General features: G+C 65.9%; 21 protein-coding genes. 9 read left to right on the top strand and 12 right to left on the bottom strand.

The genetic code is table 11. The annotated features are described in order from the left end of the window. Positions 1–9 precede the first annotated feature (9 nt). Both Acor_RS20350 and Acor_RS44480 read left to right on the top strand, forming a co-directional pair. Positions 10–882 (top strand): replication-relaxation family protein, encoded by an 873-nt coding sequence (locus tag Acor_RS20350; RefSeq protein WP_170317009.1) that lies wholly within the window; start codon positions 10–12, stop codon positions 880–882. A gap of 41 nt (positions 883–923) precedes the next feature. After that, a complete protein-coding gene (locus tag Acor_RS44480) occupies positions 924–1,946 on the top strand; it encodes a C40 family peptidase (RefSeq protein ID WP_155338290.1) in 1,023 nt (340 codons plus the stop codon). Positions 1,947–1,999: 53 nt separating this feature from the next. Here the strand turns inward: Acor_RS44480 and Acor_RS20340 are convergent, their stop codons facing one another. The 8 genes from Acor_RS20340 to Acor_RS46340 form a co-directional block, all read right to left on the bottom strand. After that, positions 2,000–2,896 carry a restriction endonuclease gene (locus tag Acor_RS20340; protein ID WP_155338289.1) on the bottom strand — a complete coding sequence of 299 codons (897 nt, stop codon included), beginning with the start codon at positions 2,894–2,896 and terminating at the stop codon, positions 2,000–2,002. A gap of 347 nt (positions 2,897–3,243) precedes the next feature. After that, positions 3,244–3,567, bottom strand: coding sequence for a hypothetical protein (locus Acor_RS20335; protein WP_155338288.1), 324 nt, complete (start codon positions 3,565–3,567; stop codon positions 3,244–3,246). Positions 3,568–3,656: 89 nt separating this feature from the next. Further along, a complete protein-coding gene (locus Acor_RS20330; protein WP_155338287.1) occupies positions 3,657–4,241 on the bottom strand; it encodes a hypothetical protein in 585 nt (194 codons plus the stop codon). A 5-nt stretch (positions 4,242–4,246) separates the two neighbouring features. Then, the gene (locus Acor_RS20325) at positions 4,247–4,849 is read right to left on the bottom strand and encodes a hypothetical protein (protein ID WP_155338286.1); all 603 of its coding nucleotides are present in this window, start codon (positions 4,847–4,849) and stop codon (positions 4,247–4,249) included. Between the two features lie 61 nt (positions 4,850–4,910). Next, positions 4,911–5,375 carry a hypothetical protein gene (locus Acor_RS20320; protein ID WP_155338285.1) on the bottom strand — a complete coding sequence of 155 codons (465 nt, stop codon included), beginning with the start codon at positions 5,373–5,375 and terminating at the stop codon, positions 4,911–4,913. Positions 5,376–5,559: 184 nt separating this feature from the next. Beyond that, positions 5,560–6,561 (bottom strand): DUF932 domain-containing protein, encoded by a 1,002-nt coding sequence (locus Acor_RS20315; RefSeq protein ID WP_155338284.1) that lies wholly within the window; start codon positions 6,559–6,561, stop codon positions 5,560–5,562. 144 nt (positions 6,562–6,705) lie between these two features. After that, entirely contained in the window at positions 6,706–7,920 is a 1,215-nt protein-coding gene (locus Acor_RS20310; RefSeq protein WP_155338283.1) for a hypothetical protein, read from the bottom strand. A gap of 942 nt (positions 7,921–8,862) precedes the next feature. Beyond that, on the bottom strand, positions 8,863–10,098 hold the full coding sequence (locus Acor_RS46340; RefSeq protein WP_422664823.1) for an ATP-binding protein: 1,236 nt from the start codon (positions 10,096–10,098) through the stop codon (positions 8,863–8,865). 422 nt (positions 10,099–10,520) lie between these two features. Here Acor_RS46340 and Acor_RS20305 point away from each other — a divergent pair, with 422 nt between their 5' ends. After that, entirely contained in the window at positions 10,521–10,919 is a 399-nt protein-coding gene (locus Acor_RS20305) for a hypothetical protein (protein WP_155338282.1), read from the top strand. Positions 10,920–10,966: 47 nt separating this feature from the next. Here Acor_RS20305 and Acor_RS42285 read toward each other — a convergent pair whose 3' ends face one another. The 3 genes from Acor_RS42285 to Acor_RS20290 all read right to left on the bottom strand — a co-directional run bounded on the left by Acor_RS42285 (position 10,967) and on the right by Acor_RS20290 (position 14,539). Beyond that, the gene (locus Acor_RS42285) at positions 10,967–12,001 is read right to left on the bottom strand and encodes an AfsR/SARP family transcriptional regulator (protein WP_170317008.1); all 1,035 of its coding nucleotides are present in this window, start codon (positions 11,999–12,001) and stop codon (positions 10,967–10,969) included. Between the two features lie 1,027 nt (positions 12,002–13,028). Beyond that, positions 13,029–13,991, bottom strand: coding sequence for a GntR family transcriptional regulator (locus tag Acor_RS20295; RefSeq protein WP_155338280.1), 963 nt, complete (start codon positions 13,989–13,991; stop codon positions 13,029–13,031). Beyond that, positions 13,988–14,539 (bottom strand): ATP-binding protein, encoded by a 552-nt coding sequence (locus Acor_RS20290; RefSeq protein ID WP_170317006.1) that lies wholly within the window; start codon positions 14,537–14,539, stop codon positions 13,988–13,990. Before Acor_RS20290 ends, Acor_RS20295 begins: the two co-directional genes overlap by 4 nt. A gap of 307 nt (positions 14,540–14,846) precedes the next feature. Here Acor_RS20290 and Acor_RS20285 point away from each other — a divergent pair, with 307 nt between their 5' ends. Together Acor_RS20285 and Acor_RS20280 are read left to right on the top strand one after the other, a co-directional pair. Next, entirely contained in the window at positions 14,847–15,665 is an 819-nt protein-coding gene (locus Acor_RS20285; protein WP_155338278.1) for a helix-turn-helix domain-containing protein, read from the top strand. Further along, positions 15,647–15,853 (top strand): DUF397 domain-containing protein, encoded by a 207-nt coding sequence (locus tag Acor_RS20280; protein ID WP_155338277.1) that lies wholly within the window; start codon positions 15,647–15,649, stop codon positions 15,851–15,853. Before Acor_RS20285 ends, Acor_RS20280 begins: the two co-directional genes overlap by 19 nt. Positions 15,854–16,198: 345 nt before the next feature. Here the strand turns inward: Acor_RS20280 and Acor_RS20275 are convergent, their stop codons facing one another. Next, positions 16,199–16,513 (bottom strand): hypothetical protein, encoded by a 315-nt coding sequence (locus Acor_RS20275; protein WP_155338276.1) that lies wholly within the window; start codon positions 16,511–16,513, stop codon positions 16,199–16,201. 195 nt (positions 16,514–16,708) lie between these two features. Here Acor_RS20275 and Acor_RS20270 point away from each other — a divergent pair, with 195 nt between their 5' ends. The 4 genes from Acor_RS20270 to Acor_RS42280 form a co-directional block, all read left to right on the top strand. Then, positions 16,709–17,320 carry a hypothetical protein gene (locus Acor_RS20270; RefSeq protein ID WP_155338275.1) on the top strand — a complete coding sequence of 204 codons (612 nt, stop codon included), beginning with the start codon at positions 16,709–16,711 and terminating at the stop codon, positions 17,318–17,320. A gap of 61 nt (positions 17,321–17,381) precedes the next feature. Beyond that, the gene (locus Acor_RS20265) at positions 17,382–18,836 is read left to right on the top strand and encodes a DDE-type integrase/transposase/recombinase (RefSeq protein ID WP_218034385.1); all 1,455 of its coding nucleotides are present in this window, start codon (positions 17,382–17,384) and stop codon (positions 18,834–18,836) included. Then, positions 18,833–19,099, top strand: a complete 267-nt coding sequence (locus tag Acor_RS20260; RefSeq protein WP_155338274.1) for a hypothetical protein — start codon at positions 18,833–18,835, stop codon at positions 19,097–19,099. The genes Acor_RS20265 and Acor_RS20260 overlap by 4 nt, the downstream gene beginning before the upstream one ends. Next, on the top strand, positions 19,096–19,439 hold a 344-nt coding region (locus Acor_RS42280), incomplete at its 3' end, for a hypothetical protein (protein ID WP_218034384.1). The genes Acor_RS20260 and Acor_RS42280, both read left to right, overlap by 4 nt.

Raw genomic sequence — 19,439 nt, 5'->3', positions numbered from 1 at the left:
CCTGTGCCCATGTCCCGTATCCCGCTCGGCCTGCCCCGATTCGACGCCACCGCCATGGCCGAACTCGCCGCACGTCTCACCCCGCGCGACTACGACATCCTCACCTTCCTGTACGAGCACCGCGTCCTGACCACCCACCAGATCCAGCGAATCTTCTTCACCCTCCCCCAGCCCACCCGGCGCCGCCTGGGAGTCCTGCACAAGCTGCACACCATCACCCGCTTCCGGCCCTGGACTCCCTACGGCGGCTCCGCACCGCACCACTGGGTTCTCGGCCGTACGGGAGCTGAACTGCTGGCCCTCAAGGCGGACACCACGGTCAAGGAACTCGGTTACCACCCGGACCTGGCCATGGCCATCTCGGTTTCCACCAAGGCCGCGCACCAGGTGGGCGTCAACGACTTCTTCGCCGACCTCCACCACCATGCCCGCCACAGCGACGGCAGCGCCGAGGTCAGGCAGTGGTGGGCGGAACGCCGCTGCGCCAAGCTCTGGGGCGACCTCGCCCGGCCCGACGCCTATGGGCGCTGGTGGGAGAAGGGCAAGGAAATCGACTTCTTCCTCGAATACGACACGGGGAGCGAAGCGCTCGCCAAGGTCACCGCGAAGCTGCCCGGTTACGCCAGCCTCGCCGAGGCGACCGGCATCATGACGCCCGTCCTCCTGTGGCTGCCCAGCCGAGCCAGGGAAGCCAACCTGCGCAAGCTCCTCGTCCACACCGAGATTCCGGTTGCCACCGCCGTCCACACCGGTCTGGACCACGGGCCAGCCGGAGCAATCTGGCTCCCGATCGGCGAAGAGCAGCCCCGGCTCCGGCTGGCCGAACTCGCCGACGCCTGGCCACAGCTGACACGCCCCGGCCAGGACGAATTCACCGCCTGACCGGTGACTGGCCCAACCTCGGCAGAAAGAGGTGCCACAAGATGAAGTCGGCCGCGGCCGGCGCCGTTCTCCTGCTGCTTGTTGTCCTCGCCTTTCTTGCGGCGGCCACCAGCCTCTTGACCACCTCCGCGCATCCCGGAGGCGGGAGCTGTCTGCTCACAGTGACAGCAGGCATGCGGGAGAACTCGCCGGTCGCGGCTTCATCCGCGCAGCCTCGACCTGTTCAGGTGACGGAATTGGATGAGGAGCAGCAGGGGAACGCCGCCGTCATCGTTCAGACCGGCCTGGATCTGGGGCTCCCTGGACGTGCGGCCGTGATAGCCGTCGCCACAGCGCTACAGGAATCCCACCTGCGTAACCTGCGGTACGGGCATCTCGATTCGCTCGGCCTTTTCCATCAGCGGCCGTCCCATGGCTGGGGTACCGCGGAGCAGATCCTTGACCCCGCGTACGCGGCCCGCCAGTTCTACATCCGGCTCGTCAAGGTGCCTCGCTGGGAGCGCCTTCCCTTGACGGAGGCGGCACAGGCCGTGCAGCGGTCGGCGTTCCCCGAGGCGTACGCGAAGTGGGAGGCGCTCGCCCAATACACCGTTGACCGACTCGCCGGCTCCTGCGTGATGCTGCTCCCGGGAGAGCAGGAGGCTGCGGTCATCGCGTACGCACACGCACAACTCGGCAAGCCGTACAGATGGGGCGCGGAAGGTCCTGACGCCTTCGACTGCTCCGGGCTCACCATGCGCGCTTTCCAGGCGGCCGGGATTTCCATTCCCAGGGTCGCAGCCGATCAATGGCGGCATGGGGTACCCGTACCTGCCGGGGAGGAGCAGCCCGGTGACCTGGTGTTCTTCAACATGAAGTCGGACGGTCCCGGGCACGTCGGTCTCGTGATCGGCAAGGGCCGGATGATCCACGCGCCGAACCGGCGCGAAACAGTCAAGATCAGCTCTTACCGTCGCGGTGACCTCATCGGATTCACCCGGCCAGCCGCCCACCATCCCGACGGGCGTCCGGCGGATGCGGTGAGCAATGGTTTTCCGCCATCCGACGGTCATTTTCAGGCATGAGCGGCAACAGCGCCCGCCAGACGTCGATGACAGGTTGGCAAGGGGGCGGTTCCTCAGTCTTCGAAGAAATCCTCGTCGACTTCTTTAAGCAAGATCGTGTCGCCCGTTTGGACGCCGCAGCCGTACTCCACCATGAGTCTGCCGAGCTCTTGGCCGTCGATCAGGATGATCCGCGATTGCACACTGGCGGCGTACTCGATCGCTCCCGGCGAGAAGCGGCTGGTGGTGACGAAGATGCCGCGGTCGGTCTGCTTGCCGTGCAAGGCGCCGACGAACTCCTGCACAGCCGGCCGCTGAACGGTAACGTCCTCCCTGTACCGCTTGGCCTGCACGTAGACGACCTCCAAGCCGAGCGGGTCCTTGCGGATCAATCCGTCGATGCCGCCGTCATTCGAGCCGCCGAGATGGACCACGCTGCCCACAGGGCCGCCGTACCCCATGGCGATCAGAAGCTTGAGCACCGCTCGTTCCAGGAACTGCGGCGGTGCGGCGCGGAGGCGATCGAGCAGGTCTGCGGCTACCGCCCGATGCCAGTTGTCCACCAGCGGCGGGATCGCCTCGCGAGGTGGGATGTCCTCGACTGCGGCCGGAACGGGCACCGTCTCCCGCTTGCGGCCGAGGAACTCCTGGAATTGCGGGAAGGCGCGCAGAACGTTGTTGTCCACCCGGGACGGGTGGTCGCTGAGCACGGTTAGGCCGCGTTCGGTGATCTGGGTCGACCCTCGGCCGGTGCGATCGAGCAAACCGGCCTTGGCGAGGTACGTCACCGCCCACTCCACTCGGCTGCGGACCGTGTTCTGCCCGCTGGGCAGGACCTCGGACTCTTCTGCGCCGGTCAGGCGGAATTCCTTGCTGATCGCCGCTACCAGGTCGCGTCGGCGATGCTCGGCGTGGTCGCTGTGGAGTGCGAGTACTGGTCGCATCACCGTCTGGTAGTCAGGAATCGCCACGTTGACCGCCTCGGAGAGTAAGCAGTTGTCTGGGATTCATTCTCATCCAGGTCAGCGCTCACTCGGCTAGGAGACACTCTGCCAGTACTCCACCTGACAATTCACGATCATGGTTGAGATCTGTGCCGGTAGTTGTGACCCATGACGGCGGTGACAGTACGATCAACGCAAAGCGGCTGGTCGGCTCGCAAGTCGCCCCTGAGCCGTTCGAGTCGGTCGCGCAGCACCGCTGCGGGGTTTCCGCTCTCCTGATGTCTGAACCGCAGACCGGTAGTGCAGGAGGCGTGCCCCGGCCACCACGCCAAGGACGTGTGACCGGGGCAGACCACCTGCGCCACCGGGCCGGGCTACCGCCAGCCGTGGCCCTTCTCCCCACCGAACATGCGGCAGGTCAGCTCTTCGTCCACGCTCAGCAGGTGAGCGCGGAGGGTCTCGGTTTCGCTGCTGAGAGCTTTGTGAAGGCGGTGCCAGCCATCGATGATCAATGGCCCTCCGCTGGGCACCGGTACCGCGATCAGCGGCTCGGACAGATCCACGCTCTCGGCGTGGATCTCATCGATGACGACCATCCGCAGCATCCCCCTCCACTCAGCGGTGGTGATGACCCCGTTCGGTGTACGTCCAGCCGTGATCTGCTTCGCTTGCGAGACGTTCCAGCGCCAGGCCAGCATCTGAAACCACTCCACCTCCGCCGCCCGCGCGTGGTCTTGCCCTCCGAGAGCCGCCGTGGCGTCCGCGTTCACCCAGCCGCCGCCCCGGTTCATTGCTGACCTGCCTCGACATCAGATGTCAGCCCTGCGGTCGGCGGTTGTGACCCATCACGCCCTCGCCGGTCGGCGGGATCTTCGGCATCTGGCGGAAGACCCTCCGCGAGACCGGCCGGCGAGAAGCCGGATGCTCTCGCGAGGAACTCCCGGGCGGCCGAGCTCAGGACGAGAGCGAATCCGCAGTCGATGTGCATCAGCGCCAAGTCCTCCTCCGCGAGGGCAGGGTCAGCGATGACCTCGCCGATGGACAGGGCGGGGGCCGCGACGTCGCCCAGCAGGTAACCGCTGATCCAGGAGGCGTACCTCGTCAGGACATGGGCTGGGTCGAGAACTTCTTCCCGGCCGTGCCGAGCGATCATGCGCCACCAGACGCTCAGGGTCTGAGCGCGTAGCCCGGAGACAAGGTGACGTGCGGTGACCCGCTGGCCTCGCAGTATCCGGCGCGCAAGGTCGTGCGCGGTCTGCTCGTAATCGTGTATCGCGTGCTCGGCCGCCGTCAGCAGTGGATACGCGCCCAAGCCCCGCGCGGCTGCGGCAGCGGTGTGGTCGGGAGTCTGTTCCGCGAATGGCCCGCTCATGGCGTTCACGTCCTTTCCGTTCGGTGGCTGTCCTGGGCGTTTGCGTCTCCGGAGCCGGGACTGGGTGTGGGGTCTGGAGCTTGCTGGCGCTTCGCCGTCGTCTGCGATTCCTGCTCCCGGGCTGTACGCTCACGCCGGTTGGCGTGTTCGACGAGCAGTCGGCCGCTGGTTTGGAGGAAGTGGCGGGCGGCAGCGCGTGAGACATGGGCGAGAGCGTGATCGAAAAGGGTTCCGGGCTCGGTGGCGGCCGGTTCGGCCGTCAGATAGCGGCGTGCCCAAGACCGAATCCGGCGCAGCGCATGATCGGGAACCGCCTCGTTGAAGTCGATCTGGTCGGCGATCAGCCCCCACCAGGCGTCCAGCGCCTGAGCATGAGCGGCGCTGAACAACACCTCGGAGGTCATGCGATCACCGCGCTGAAGCACCGAACACGCCTGATCGGCCGAGGCGTAGGAGATACGCCGAGCGCCGTCGATCGCCTCGCACGTCCGGGAGTGCAGCCAGGCGTTCGGGCTGATCTCCGCGCCGCTAACCGCTATGGGCGTCGCTTCGGGCGTGGTCTCATCGGGCGCATTGGCGGGAGATTCCCCAGGGGGACTGGAGTCCACGTGCGGGTCCTTTCTGGTCAGTGACGATCCGGGGCAGGTGGGGTGGCGCTTGGGGCTCAGATCACGTGTCATTGCGCCCGCTGGCCTGCGTCGCCGCGTCGTCGGCGGACGTTGAGGGGACGGTTGCGGGGATGGCTGGCTGGGGGGACGACGGAGCGCTGTTGGTCACGGCGTCGGCGAGTTCCTGGGTGGTCTTCAGGAACTGCAGGGCCGCCTGACGGCGGGCCTGTTCCATGGCCTGGGCGAACAACTCGCCGTAGCAGATGCTCCGACGAAGCAGGCTGCGTTCGGCATCACGCCGGGTACGCAGGATGGCTTCGGCCCCGTCGAGTTCTTCGTGATCGATCCGCTGGACCACATCCCGCCACCAAACGCACGAGAACTGGGCGAGGGCCAGGCGGTTGAAGTCCTCGGCACGGACCTCCTCGCCTTCGTCGGAAGCGAAGGCGATCTTGCCGGTTGCCTCGCACCACTCGAAGGAAGCCTGGATGTAGTGGTTCTTGGCCATGTTCACGATCGGGGTCATGTGGTCTCTCCTGTACTGGGAACGGGTTGCCGTGCCCCGCCTGGGTCAGGCAGGGTCGAACGGAGCCCCAATGAGGGCTGGCGGATTAGGGCCCGTCGGTGGGTCAGCACGCAGGCCGGTCGGGGTGCCGGTCCACCGCGCCCTCCTGTCCAGGCCGGTGGACCGACGCCGCTGTCGGGACCTGTCAGGCGGTCAGCAGCTGGAAAGCGCGGTTCTTGATCTTGGTGTTGGCGTGGTCGTCCAGCAGGGCACGCTCGGCGCGAACGACCTTCACATCGCGGCTGCCGATCACCGGGCTCTTGTGATCCAGGCGCTCGGTGACCGCGTTGTAAGCGGCCCACCGCGTGTTGCGGATGGGCTCCTGGGTCGGAGCCGCCGCGAACAGCCACTCCAGTTCCCGCATCGCCAACTCGTGGTTCTTGCGGGTGAGGTCCTTGGCGTCGGAGGGCAAGGGGTGCAGGACCGCCGTGAACTGGCGGAACTCTTTGAGGTCCATCGGGGTGGCGAGGAGTTTCTCGGCTTCGGCAGCGAACGCCTCGCCATGACGCCAGGTCAGCTTGAGTGCCTCGCGGGCCTCAGCGATCCGTCCGGCGATGTTGCCGGTATGCCGGACGGTGAACTTGGCGGCGTGGTTGCGCAGAGCGGCGCGTTCGGTGTTGGCGCACACCACGCGTACCGGCGTCGCAACCGTGCTGAACGCGCCCCAGCCGTCGTGCCGGGAGAACGCGGCCAGGTAGAGGTCGATCTGGTCGAACCCGCCCACCATGAGCGGCTCGGGCATGCGCATGGTGATGAACACCCGGCGTCCGCCGTTCAGCGAGCCGCCCGTGTCGAAGATGGCTCCCGACTCGTCCACCAGCGTCTGGAGGAAGTCGGTGACCTCCTCGTTCTGTACGACCTTGTAGTCCTTGCCGACCATGCCCAACCGTTCGGGTTCCCCGGTTACCGGGTTGGTGCGGACGACCAGGAAGTCCTCGTCGGCGGTGACGACCTGACCGGTGACAGGGTCAGGAACCGCGCCGACGGGAACCTTCCGGACGTTCCATCCGGCGAGTTGGGCGTTCGTGAGAAGCTCCTCGGCGGTCATCGGACCAGGCGCGGTGTAACCGAGCCGATGCCAGCCGGGCTTACCAGCGGCGGCGAAACCGGCCGAACCGTTGTCGAAGATCTCAATCTCGTGAGCCATGACAGGGCCTCCTTGGGCAGGTGAATCGGGGTGGTGAATGACGGACTGGGTGGTATGCGGGGTTTCTGTCGGATAGCCAGGTCGGGCAAGCTCAAGGGCCGGACCTGGGCGGGCGGGCCGTGGCAGACCCGCCCGCCGGGGCGGTCAGTCGCCGAGGGCCGAGGTAGGCGCGGCGAATCGGCGAGGCCGCTCACACGTCAGCTGCGCCTGATCCAGACTGACCAACCGGTCCAACGCGTTGGCGACGGCACCCGAGGAGGCGTCCAGAACGCGCCCGATCTCGTACGGGGTGAACTCCTTACCGGGGTGCTCGATCAGATGGCCCAACACCCGATCCCGAAGCATCCCCGGACGGACCCCTCCCCCACCGCTACCCGCGCCGGGCCGGGGTGCCGTACGGACGGGCGCGTTGGTGGTGCCGGTCAGCACCGCGCGGGCGCTACGGTGCACCTGAGACGCCTTCGCCATGGCCATCTCCAACCGGCCCAACGCCATAACCGCGTCATCGTTGCCGTCCTTGGCGGTGACCGCCCCCAGGATCAGATCGGCCAACTCCAGCAGTTCGGCCCGTGCCTGCGCCCATTCCGGATCCTCGACCGCCGTCGGCTCATCCGCATCCTGCTGCGGCGTTTCGTCGAGCGCCGTGTCCGCGCCCACCTCGGGCTCGCTGTCGGGTACGGCGTCGGATGGGATCACGTCCGCCGGGGCATGTTCGGCATCCGGCCCGTCCGTCGCCTCCTCAAGCTCCGTTTGCCCGTCGAGGTAGGCGGACGGCTCGTCGGCCGACTCCGCATCGCCCTCCTCGGGATGGTCGCCGACGTTGCTGTCGGTGACCTCGTGGGGGACGGTGTCGGTGGCGGCGCTAAGGTCGGGGCCAGTGACCAGGCCGGTCTGTGACTCGGTCGCGGTCTCAAGGTCATCTGGGGTGCCCGTGTCAGTGGGAGTCTCGTCCGCATCCGGAACGTGCTCGTCGGTGGTTCCCGGCGCGTGTGAGATCGGGTGCCAGCGGTCGGGGGTCCGGGTTCGGTTCGGACCATCGTTGCCGCCCGGAGTGCGAACGACCCGCCCTTCTGATTCCCATCCGTTAAGGATCTTGCTGGTCATAGCCCGGCTGAGCCCGGCCGCGACCCCAATCTCCGTAGCCGACCCACCAGGGCTGGCCATCAGCGCCCTCCACACCGCGTCCTGACGGGCGTTCGTTCCCTCGCCCGCCTGCCCGTCCTGCATCGGCGCAGCGACGGTGTCGGCGACGTGGGGCGCGATGTCCGGGGCGTGGGTCGGAACGTCGGTGTCGGTGATGCCCGCGAGGTCGGCGGGCGCGCTTTCCATGGCGCGAATTTCGGTGGCGTGAATGGTCATTGACGGTTCCCCTTTCCGGTTACGTTCCGGCCCGTGTGTCCGGCGCGTTTTCGTTTGCGGCTCGACCATGTCTCGCGTCGTCACCCATTGCAAGCGAACTCGCGACTTTTTTTATAGCCGCCACGGCTGGAGAGGCTTACCTAATCAGACTCCCGATGAACTGCTCGCGCGCCTCGCGATAAAGTCAATCCAGTAGGCTTGACATACGCACGGAAGCAGGTCGTACGGAATTACCCGAACGACAGCGGACGACCCCGTATTGTCCTATTGGCAAATAGGATTACGCGTAGCGTTACGGCGTTTCAGATTGACGCCAATCACCGTTCACGCGCCTACAAGGAGAACAGACGTATAACCCGGACGCGGGAAGCTCCAGGGGTACTCGTGGACGTCGCTCACGTACGCGCACCGTGAGCCCGGACACGCCATGAGGATCATGAAGCCCCGAGGTCACCGGGGTGGGCGAGGTTCTGCTCCCGCTGTGCCACGAGGCTGCCGCGCACCGAGCGAGGGCCGGCCAGCTGGCCGGCGAGGGCCAGGCGACGGAGAGAGAAAGTAGTCAACGGCGGGAACCACAGCCAGATGATCCAGGGAGTCGCACCACGACGAAGCCGCGCACATATTTCACACCTCGCCCTTGGGCGAGTCGGGGCAGCCACCGCATCACAGGAAACCGGCCTCACGTGCGAGGATGCGATCCCGCCGATGAGTCGCTCTCAACCGCCGCACCGACTGCAACGGCAAAACGCCACACCGGTCGAGACAGCGAACTTTCCGAGGACGATCGAGTCTGCTCAGCGAAAGCGACACCCGGGAAGCTCATCCCCTTCACGGCCCTTGGCCGAGGAGCGGTCCCGCCTCGTCTCCAAGACGGAACCGGTGCCCCCTGGTCGATCAGCTTCGCCCCTACGGATGAATCGACCCCCATCTCCGGGCCGGATGTCAAGCCCGGACGATCGATCGGCCTGCAAGCCGGACCGGTCTCTTATGCCGCCCTGGCTCCTTACCTGAATGGTTCCGGCACTCGTGCCGCTGAGCGGGGTCCGCTCGATTGTTAGGTCTGGGCTGACGTCCACGTCGGCGGGGGCGCCACCAAGACAGCTGCCACCATTGAGCGTTCTCGCGCGAATTCTCCACAACCGCAAAGGAACCCGTTTTCGTCCGCCGTGCGGGCAACGCCGCCTGCGCGTTATGACCGCCCGCCAGAATTCCGCTTGATTTCACCGAATCAACGGCCTGGGAGGCCCGGCATCTTGCAAATGATACGTCGCTCTCGGAACCCGGATCAGACGCCGCCCCACTGGGAGCGGTGGGATCGTAACCAACGGCCGGGGGAAGCGCCGCACGCAATTCGCCCGGACCCGGAGCTGACATCATGACCTTCGCGCCGTACAGTGCGATCCACCGGTAGCGCACTACCAAGAATGCCCAGTCGCCCCATTCTCGGCGAAGAGATTGCAGCTCTCTTTGGGCCCACGGCTCCTGCCCGTACGCGGACACCTGGTCCGCTTCATGGGTCACGATGCCTCCCGTAGCCGCATGGGAGGATCCGGATACTCGCCCGTCCTTCCTTCCCGGCCTGACAGCTGGCTGCGGATCACCTGAAGGCGGCACTTCCGCTTGCTCGGATAGCTGGTCCCTCAGCGGTACAGCGTCGCGCGAGTCGGGCTCGAACGCCAGCTCATGCTCAAGGCGATCTGGTACGAAGGCCACCTGGCCGTGTAGATCGTCGATCTCCGGGGGTCGTGCATTCCCCCTCCGACGTGCGGCTTGCCCGTGCGCTTCCTCAGCCGGGTTCAGAGCGAGTTGTGCCCAGACCACATGTCCGCTGATCGGGTCTCCGCCAACTCCGACGTTGATCGCCAACGCCGAGACTCCCGGCAGGCCATGCCCACTCTCGCTCAACTGCTCCGCCGCAGCCGCGCCCAGCTTGGGCGAGCCGTACCCTCCCAGGTCATAGACGGCGACCCGCACTTCATGCACTCCTCGCAGTACCTCGACCACGAAGTACCCGCACGCCTCCCTCGAACGGGTGTGCCGCAACGCGTTGCTGACCAACTCGGCCGCGATCCATTCGGCGTCGTCAGCCCGCTCAGTGTCCAGGAGAAGCTCTCTGACGAAACGACGTGCGGGTGCGGCTTGATCACCTTGGCCCGGAAACGTCCGCCGCCACAGCATGTCGCCCCAGATGCGTCGAGATCGAATACTCGGCATCACCTGGCGGGGCAAGGGTTCCGGAAACCTGTCCGCTGACGGACTAACCGCCTTCTTATCGCCACCGCGTCCGGCGGGGTGCTCGGCCTGCTGCCCGTGTTGGTGGTGATTCACCGATGGTCACCTCCGTGACCCCCCGGCCGTTCCGGGAGTGGCCAGCACCATCCACCACCTCCCCGCCCGAATCACATCCCCACATCGCCCGCCACCGCTTCGCCACCACAAGAACCCCCTGAACTGCGAAAACAGCGTGCATGGCGGCCCCGGTGGTCCCGGTGACAGCCCGTCGACCATCCCGGCCAGAAGCTTGAGCCTCTCGCTGCAACCGGCCTACCGTGCCCCGGCCGATCCCAAGAACCATCAGCGCACTTATCCATGGAAAGGACATGATCACTGTGGCCGGTAAGGGCTACCAAACGCTCATCGAGTGCCGCCAGCGAGGCCGTCTGCTGCGTCGACAAGGGTTCACTATCGACCAGGTCGCCATCGTTCTCGGCCTCGACTATCCGTTCAGTCCGCTTCGCTTGTACCGCTACGCCACAGGACTCACCGCCACCCAGGTCGTCGCGGCCTATGCCCAACGCGACCCTGGCCGTAGCACGCTGCGCGAAAGCCGTCTCTATGACTACGAGGCGTGGCCCGACTCCGGACGGCGTCCCTCGATCTTCGCGCTCCGCCTGCTGGCCCAGATCTACCAGACACACCCCGCCCGTCTCGTCGCCCCCGCGAACATCGCGAGGTACGCCCTCCGCGACCGCGGCGCGCTTCTTGAGGAAGCCGAATGAGGCCCTGACATCGTCGCCAGGGCCTCATCGCTCCGCAGCAGGATCCGTCAGTTCAGAAACTTCTGGAAGATCTGCCGGGCCGGCGCGCTCGGCTTGGCGTCGATCTCCGACAGCCGAACGGTAAGTAGCTCGAAGGATCGGCGAAGTGCGGGCAGCCGGCCAAGCTCGCCTTGGATCATCATGAGTTGGCACCACAGCAGTTCGCTGTGCCGATCGACTCGTTCCACCGCGTGCGTGAGCACATCCAACGCCCGGTCAGGATCGGTCTTGCGCTCCAACTCGGCCAAGCGGGCTGCGGCATTCACCGCCTGCGTCATAGCGGCCTGACGAGGGGAAACACACCAGAGGTCGTCACGACCATCCAGAAGTTCCCCCTGGTACAAGCCCACCATCAGGCGAAGCGCCTCCATCCGTGTCGCGTCATCGGCGGTGGAGCTTGCCCGCCGGTAGGCATCCTCGAACCGCCACCAGTCCACGTCGAAGTAGGCCGCGGACAGTCGCCGTCGCATTCCTGTCTTTACGACGAACCTCACCTCGGCCGCCAGGCCCGTCGCGTGCCGCATGGCCGCATTCACATCCCGAATCGCCGACTCCAGTCGCCGAGCGCCTCGCTCCCCCTCATCGGGCCACAGCGTGTCGATGATCGTCTGGGTCAGTTCCCCCTCATTGGACGTCGCCAGCAGGGCGAACATGTCTCGTCCCTCGGCTCGGCCGAAGCTCACCTCCCGCCCGGACGCCAGCACTCGCACCGGCCCCAAGATGTCGACCTTCACCTTGCGGGAATCCGCAGAAACCGGAACTTCTGCCAGGGCCAGAGGCGCTGCCACAAGTGAGCCGTTCTTCCGAGGAACATCGACCATCGGCGGCACAAGCGGGGCATCTGGCTCAGGGCTCTGCACGTTGGTCGGGTCGAGGGTCGTGGTGACATCAGCGGACGAATCAATTGTCGGCTGGGAGGCGTGGGGAGGCTCCACAGCGGATGTAACGCTGGTCCGGGCATTTCCGCTGAACCCTGCGCCCAGGATTCCCAGGGATGCACCTCCTTTATTGGCATGCAAGCGACGCTGACGCAGCATCAACATAGAGAGCATCGTCACGACGAAGACGAAAAGTGCGCCACCGGCAATCGGTGTTGAACTGCCTTCGTGATCAACGCTGACGGCAGGTGCAGCAGGACCACCGTCCGCTTCAGAGTGGCGATCGCCCGTCGAGAGCGACGGGGCCGAGGTGATAGGCGCAGGGAGTGGTCGCTGATTCTTGCGGTTCCCTGGCCGAGTATCTGTTCTACGACGTCCTTCTCGCTCGTTATCGGCGGGATCCAAGATCACTTTTACCGGCTGCAGCGGCCACCCCTGGCCATTGCCAGGTCGTGACTGCCCATCCGATTGCCGCAAGGATCGATCTGCTGGGCTCTGGTCTTCTGAACCCGCTTTCGCTGTCCGGCCTGCACCAGAAGCAGGCGTCTTGCTTGTCTTGTCTGAACTTGGCTGCCCTCGTCTATCCGCTGACTGCATCGTGGAATGACCTCCTGGACGCCGCCTCGACTCCTCCAGTCGCTTAGCAAGATCCGGGACACGACCCTCGCGGATGTCCTTGTTGACCGCCGCACACCATTTGTCGATGTCATAGGTCTGCCGAGCCTGCTTCGAAACCGAAGGACAGTACGGATCCGCCTTCGCCCAGGCTATGGACTGCCCGCTGCCAAATAGGCCGACAATGGCCCCGAGATGAAGATGGAGGACCAGCCGCCCAAAATGCCCAACCCTACCATTACCTGGAATCATCTTCCGAATCATCAGACGCCTCCGGAGGAGTTGGCTATGTCACCTCCGGCTTATCCCAATCTCTCCAGAACCAAGCCATCGAAAGAGAATACAGATTATCAAGAATGCCAATCCCCGGAGGGGGCGCCACCCACCTCCACTTTCTCGGACGGCGCCAATTGGCGGAACTCGCAAGTACCATCATCAAAGCGTGCGATCGGGAAGCAGCACTAGCAGCCTTACTTAAGGCGGCGGGCCTCGCCGGCAAGGCGCATCCATCTCAATTACGATTCCCAGAGGACGGGTACCGCCTTACAAACCACGTCAAACACAAGCGAGTGCCCGACTATGACGCGACGGGGTCGCCCGGCGACACCGGCCAGCAAAAGGGAGGCGCGGCCACAGGGCGGCGGTAGAGAGCGCGTATCACCCATCCCAGAGATCTGAGCAGGCTGATCGCCTCACCAACGGTGTGATCGCTAACGCCGTACCGAACTCTCAACTTCGTACGCGTGGGAATCACATGGTGGATCGGGATCTGGCCCGAATAGATCTGCCCGGCAAGATCGGCGGCGATCTGCTGATATTGGGGACGGGGGTGCCCGGCATCGGGTGGGCCGGTGAATGTGCCCCGCCCCGGGATCGTGTGAATCAGGCCCCGGTCGGTCAGGTCCCGCAGGACCCTCCGGGCGGTGGCGTCCGAGACCGTGAACTCCCGGCGTAGCTCGGCCAGGCTGGCGAACCGCTCGCCGGAGGAGAACACTCCGGTGTCGATTCGCTCGGCCATGATGTCGGCGACCTGCGTGAAGATGCAGATGCCGATCTCTCGCTCGACGGCAGCAGGGCCGGCGAGAACGCGAAGGGGGCCGGTTTCGGCTGTACGCTCCCTGGTCGTGCTCTTGCCGGTAGCCTTCCGCCGCGTCAGCAGCACATCGGCGCCAGGTATCGGGAGGCGGTCGCTCCAAGGCCGGATGACGTACGTCTTGACCGCGCCTGGGTCATCGTCTCGCGGCGACACCGGGCTGGCTCCTGGCACACCGACGATGTAGCCCTGGCCCGGCACATGACGGATGTACCTGCGGTCGGCCAACTCCCGCAGGGCAGACCGTACGACTGAGCCAGGCACCTCGTAGGTGTTCCGGAGTTCTTGGACACCGGGCACCCGAGTGTCCTCGGCGAACTCCCCATCCTCGATCCGCCGAGCCAGGTCCTCCATAATCTCCCGGGAGAGGATGCTCAGAACGACCCAGCTAGGCTCGTCCTTCCTCTGGAGTCCGGCACTGATCTGGCCTTTCACCTGGCCCGTCATGATCGTTCTCCCAGGGTTGCCACCAACTCTGGGTATGTTGCAGGCAGAATGTCGGCGTGCGGGCGGCGGGGTAGGGAACGGGCCACACCACGTGCCGAACGCAAGAGGGCCGAGACCTGGTCGTGGGTCGTCGGTCCCTGGCCGCAGAGCGCGGCGGCGCCGGGGTGAGACAGGGTGAACCACGTCACCTGGCAGCCGCCCTGCGCGTAGGAGCCCCACGCCGAGGCGAGCTGGTCGACGAGCACGAGCCCGAATCCGCCCGGTCCTTCGCCGTCTGGTGGCGGTTGGAGGTGAGGCGCGCTGGTAGGGGAGCCCAAATCGGTGACCTCGATCAGAATGTTGGCGAAGTTGCGAGTGACAGCCACCGCCAGCCCGCTGCCGACGTGGCGAACGGAGTTTGCCGCCAGTTCGCTGACCAGGAGTTCCGCGTCGTCAATGCGGTCGAATCCGGTTCCTGTGAGAACGTCGCGGACGAAATGGCGGGCTGTTGGGACCGCGGTTGTCTCGCAGGGCAGCTCAAGGCTGCCGAGGAATTGGTAGGGGGTCATCGTGGTGCCGTCCTTAGTTTTGGTCAGGTGGCTGTCGTCCGGTTTGGGATGTCTGCTGAGGAGCATGCGAGGCCGTCGCGTGGGGATGTGCCAGCCGGTTCCGACGACCAGATCGTCGTGGCCAGATTCCTGACAACCTTGCGGGTAAGGGCGGAGCCGCGAGGGTGCGGCAACCCCGCTCACCTGCTGGTTTTCGGTTCCCGGTACCCCTGACATTGACAGGGCAGCATGATGAAATGGGACCGATTCATGAGCACGGAGGGTTTACAACCCTCACGATCTGAGGTGTAACGAGAGGTAACGAGTCATGGTCGGCAACGGCGGCAACGCTCGCATGTTCTTGGCACAGGAATTGCGGCGTGCCCGGGAGGCGAAGGGGATGTCCCGCACGGCACTGGCTGGCAGGCTTTATGTGAGTGAGAGCCTGATCAAACTGTGGGAAACCGGACGCCGTGTTCCCACGACCGATGACATGGAGAAGCTTGACGACCTCTTCGGCATGAGCGGAGTGCTTGTCAGGTTCCGCGAGAATTTCGTCAAGGCGGTAGTACCTCTAGAATGGTTCGGCCGATGGCTGGAAGTCGAAAGCCGCGCAACGGCCCTGTGGTCATTTGAGCTCGCTGTGATACCTGGCCTGCTTCAAGTGGAAGACTACGCCAGAGCCGTTCTGCGGGCGGGCGAACATAATGCCGACCTAGAGGACATGGTGGCTGCGCGCATAGCGCGACAATGCATCCTTACCAAGGAAGATGAGCCACCAACGCTCGTGGCGCTCATAGCGGAGAGCGTACTCCGGAACAACGTCGGTGGTCCGAAGGTTATGGTCAGCCAATTCGAACATCTCATTCATCTGGCAGAGCAAGGTGACAACCGGATCATCGTTCAGATTATCCCGGCATCTGCTCACGTATGCGCTCGATTCAATGCGGCGTTCGCCATCGCATCCTTCGACAGTGGTGAGGTCGCATATCTGGGAAACGCACTGAGAAGCGAAGTGGTCGAAGCCACTGAGGACTTGGTTCGCGTACGGCGCATGTTCGATGTCTATCGAGCAGACGCGCTAACGAAGAAGGAATCCATAGCATACATTTCAAAGGTGGCAGAAGAATGGAAGAGCCAAATCTGACCGCGTGGAAGAAGTCGTCATACAGCGACTCGACCGGCGGGAACTGCGTTCAGGTCGCGCGGCATGCTGGCGGATTCGCCGTCCGAGACAGCAAGAACCCCCAGGGCGGGCACCTCTACTTCACTCCTGACGAGTGGAACGCCTTCCTCAACGGGGTCAAGGCTGGAGAATTCGACCACGTACCCTGATATCCAAAATCAACGGCGCATGTGGCGTGCTCTATGAAAAACAGGACATAGAGCCGCTTTAAAAAGGCCGTGTCAACGTAAATGCCCAGATCCCTCAGCCTGCGCCTTGAGGAGCCGGGCCGACTCGAGTCTCCGCGCCGAAGCTCCGGATTGAGTCCTGCGCGTATGAGGATGTCACGATGGTTCTGGGCAGTACCATGATATCGGCGCAGACCAGCTCGCCGCTGACGCACTGATGGTCACGCGGGACTCCGCCGGGGCCAGGGGGAAGACACCATCCCCGGATGCCTACGAGCGCAGAAAAATGACGCGGAGGAATGGATGCGCCGCGATTTGATGCGCGGCTTATGTCTTTTGCTTGACATCCGGGCGCTCGATCTCAAGTTGTCGTATCGCAGCGGCCTCACCGATCTTCACCGATGCAACGAGATTGGTCCGCGACTCGGGTGAGAGTACTGACTGGGCAAGCGTGAATGACTCTACGATCTCCATGAGTTCTGCCGCCTGTCCGCCAGACAGCCCATTCAGGAACCCGGGATGGGCAAGGGATTCGCGTGCCGCGTTCGCGCCGCCCACCCCGGTGGCCACGGTCCTCAGTCGGTCGACGACAGGAGCGGGGTCGTCACCGTCGGGCAGGAGATCAAGGACCGTGAGCCCCAAGTGTTGGACGACTTTCCTTGTGAGGACGTAGAGGGCCGTTCGCGTCGTCGGGCATGAGGACGGTAAAGGATGCCCGGCGGGGGTTGTCCCTCGCTCGTGTGCGACGCCAACGTGAACACGTCGGGATCGGCAACGGCCCTCCCGATGTCCTTGGCAGGGGTCTGCGGGAGGGCCGTGGGTGCGCACGGAGGCGCTGTGCTCACGGTAGGCAAGGATGCGCTGCAGGTCGAGCGGCAGTTGAAGGCCGGGCTGCTGGAGTGCCCGGGATGTGGGGGACGGCTGGCGCCTTGGGGGTATGCGCGATCGCGGCTGGTATTCGGTGTCGGGAAGATCGCCTGGCGGTTGCGGCCTCGGCGGGCCCGCTGCGCGGGATGCGCGGCCTCTCATGTGTTGTTGCCGGTCAGCGTGCTGTTGCGGCGGCGGGATGCGGTTGCGGTGATCGGTTCGGCGTTGCTGGCGGTGGCCTCGGGGATGGGCTGCGGGCAGGTCGCTCGCCGGTTGGGTCGAGCGGTGGCGACGGTGCGCGGCTGGGTGGGCCGGTTTGCTGGGCGGGCCGAGCAGGTGCGGCAGATTTTTACGGTGCTGGCGGTGGAGTTGCAGGGCGAACTCCCGGTCGGGGCGGCCGGGCCGCCGGTGGCCGATGCGGTGGCTGCGATCGCGGCGGCGATGCAGGCGGTGCGGGATCGGTGGGCGGCGGCGGTCACCACGTTGTCGCGGTGGGAGATGGTCTGCGCGATCACCCGGGGGACGTTGCTGGCACCGTCGATCATGACTGGACCGATCAACACCAACCACATACTGTCATGATCGACTACTTTGAGTCATCTTCGATGGGGATCCGTCCCCGTATCTCATCGAGGAGGCGAAGGTGACCAAAGCCGACGAGGAAGCCCGCCGGCGCGCCGAGCGAGCCCGCCGAATGGCCCTGTTCCGCTACGAAGTGATCCAGGACCTGATCGACCCGGCCCTGTCGACCCGCCAGCGCGGCGTCCGGGCCCGCGCACTGGCCCAGGCGACCCACACCGACCCGTTCGGCAACACCATGCGCATCTCGCGCAACACCCTGGACCGGTGGGTGCGCTGGTGGCGCGAGGGCGGGTTCGAGGCACTGGTCCCGGTCCCGGCCAAGGTGCCACTGCGCACCGACGCGCACGTCCTGGAGCTGGCCGCCGCCCTGAAACGGGAAAAGCCGGAACGGACGGCGGCCCAGGTCCGCCGCATCATGATCGCCGCACAGGGGTGGGCGCCCTCCACCCGCACCCTGCAGCGGTTGTTCGAACGCGAAGAACTGGGCGGCCTACCCGCGGCCGAGACGGAGGCATTCGGCCGGTTCGAGGCCACCCGCCCCAACGAACTGTGGACCGGCGACGCCCTGCACGGCCCGCTGCTGGGCGGCCGCAAGACCTACCTGTTCGCCTTCATCGACGACCACTCCCGGGCCGTGATGGCCGCCCGGTTCGGCTTCAGCGAGGACGTCGTCCGCCTCGCGGCGGCGCTGCGCCCCGCACTGGCCGCCCGCGGCGTCCCCGACAGCGTCTATGTCGACAACGGCTCGGCGTTCGTCGACTCCTGGCTGTTGCGCGGCTGCGCCAGCCTGGGGATCAAACTGGTGCACTCCACCCCGGGCCGGCCCCAGGGCCGGGGCAAGATCGAACGGTTCTTCCGCACCGTGCGCGAGCAATTCCTGGTCGAGTTCGGCGGGGACGCCACCACCGCAGCCGATGACCTGGCCGGGCTGAACCGGCTGCTGGTGGCCTGGATCGAGACCGACTACCACGTTCGTGTCCACTCCCAGACCGGAGCCGCGCCGCTGAAACGCTGGCAGCACGGCATCACCGAGCCACTGCCCCGCCCGACCCCGGCCCAGCTGCGCGAGGCGTTCAAGTGGAGCCAGCTGCGCGTGGTCGCCAAGACCGCCACCGTCTCCCTGCACGGCAACACCTACCAAGTCGACGCCGCCCTGGTCGGACGGCAAGTCGAGCTGGTCTTTGACCCCTTCGACCTGAACCTGGTCGAGGTCCGCTACGAAGGCCGCTCCTTCGGCGCGGCGCTGCCGTTCACCATCAAACGCCACTCCCACCCCAAGGCCCGGCCCGAGACACTCGGCGAGCACACCGAACCCGCGCCGACCGGCATCGACTACCTCGCGCTGATGGGCGCCGCCCACGACGAACGACTCGCCGAGAAGATCAACTATTCGGCGCTGTTCGAGCCGGGGCCGCCACCCCGCACCGGCGACACCGATCCCGGCCCCACCCCCACCGCCCACCACAGCGACGCCAGCAACGACACCGGAGGCGAACAGGACAGTGACCGGCAATGACGCCCACCGACCCGAGGCCGTCCGCCCCAGCGACCCTCACCGAGATCGCCTACCTGCTGGCCTGGTGCCGCCGCCTGACCACCACCCACCCCGAACAGCGTGACCCTGACGAACAGGCCGCCTACCAGGCCGCCAAAGCCGACCTGCTGACCCGCATCGCCGCCGCCAACGACACCCGCGATCCCGGCCTGGCCGCCCGAGCCCACCAAGCCGCCACCGACGTCACCGCCGACGCCCGCCCCGGCCACCAGGAGCAGTCATGATCGAACGCCTGCAAGCCCACTACGGCTTCACCCGCACCCCGTTCGGCCGTGACCTGGCCCCCGGCATGCTCCACCGGCACGCCGCCCACGCCGAAGCCATCGCCCGCATCACCTGGTGCGTCGCCGAACACGCCCTCGGCGTGATCACCGGCGAGGTCGGCGTCGGCAAGACCGTCGCGGTCCGCGCCGCCATCGCCGCCCTGGACCTGGCCCGCCACACCATCATCTACCTGGGCAACCCCACCGTCGGCACACTCGGCATCCACCACCACATCGTCATCAGCCTCGGCGGCAAACCCCAGCGCGGCATCGCCGCCCTCACCCCCCAGGCCACCGACCT

Source organism: Acrocarpospora corrugata, assembly GCF_009687845.1.
Taxonomy (GTDB): Bacteria; Actinomycetota; Actinomycetes; order Streptosporangiales; family Streptosporangiaceae; genus Acrocarpospora; species Acrocarpospora corrugata.
This window is presented reverse-complemented; position numbering and strand designations above follow the sequence as displayed.

Excerpts from the sequence above, each read along its gene's own strand:
- Acor_RS20260 (WP_155338274.1), top strand. The coding sequence starts at position 18,833 with ATGACGCCCACCGACCCGAGGCCGTCCGCCCCAGCGACCCTCACCGAG.
- Acor_RS46340 (WP_422664823.1), bottom strand. The coding sequence starts at position 10,098 with ATGCTGTGGCGGCGGACGTTTCCGGGCCAAGGTGATCAAGCCGCACCC.
- Acor_RS20330 (WP_155338287.1), bottom strand. The coding sequence starts at position 4,241 with ATGAGCGGGCCATTCGCGGAACAGACTCCCGACCACACCGCTGCCGCA.
- Acor_RS20335 (WP_155338288.1), bottom strand. The coding sequence starts at position 3,567 with ATGCTGGCCTGGCGCTGGAACGTCTCGCAAGCGAAGCAGATCACGGCT.
- Acor_RS20315 (WP_155338284.1), bottom strand. The coding sequence starts at position 6,561 with ATGGCTCACGAGATTGAGATCTTCGACAACGGTTCGGCCGGTTTCGCC.
- Acor_RS42285 (WP_170317008.1), bottom strand. The coding sequence starts at position 12,001 with ATGTTGATGCTGCGTCAGCGTCGCTTGCATGCCAATAAAGGAGGTGCA.
- Acor_RS20310 (WP_155338283.1), bottom strand. The coding sequence starts at position 7,920 with ATGACCATTCACGCCACCGAAATTCGCGCCATGGAAAGCGCGCCCGCC.
- Acor_RS20280 (WP_155338277.1), top strand. The coding sequence starts at position 15,647 with ATGGAAGAGCCAAATCTGACCGCGTGGAAGAAGTCGTCATACAGCGAC.
- Acor_RS20350 (WP_170317009.1), top strand. The coding sequence starts at position 10 with ATGTCCCGTATCCCGCTCGGCCTGCCCCGATTCGACGCCACCGCCATG.
- Acor_RS20305 (WP_155338282.1), top strand. The coding sequence starts at position 10,521 with ATGATCACTGTGGCCGGTAAGGGCTACCAAACGCTCATCGAGTGCCGC.
- Acor_RS20285 (WP_155338278.1), top strand. The coding sequence starts at position 14,847 with ATGGTCGGCAACGGCGGCAACGCTCGCATGTTCTTGGCACAGGAATTG.
- Acor_RS20295 (WP_155338280.1), bottom strand. The coding sequence starts at position 13,991 with ATGACGGGCCAGGTGAAAGGCCAGATCAGTGCCGGACTCCAGAGGAAG.
- Acor_RS44480 (WP_155338290.1), top strand. The coding sequence starts at position 924 with ATGAAGTCGGCCGCGGCCGGCGCCGTTCTCCTGCTGCTTGTTGTCCTC.
- Acor_RS20320 (WP_155338285.1), bottom strand. The coding sequence starts at position 5,375 with ATGACCCCGATCGTGAACATGGCCAAGAACCACTACATCCAGGCTTCC.
- Acor_RS20290 (WP_170317006.1), bottom strand. The coding sequence starts at position 14,539 with ATGACCCCCTACCAATTCCTCGGCAGCCTTGAGCTGCCCTGCGAGACA.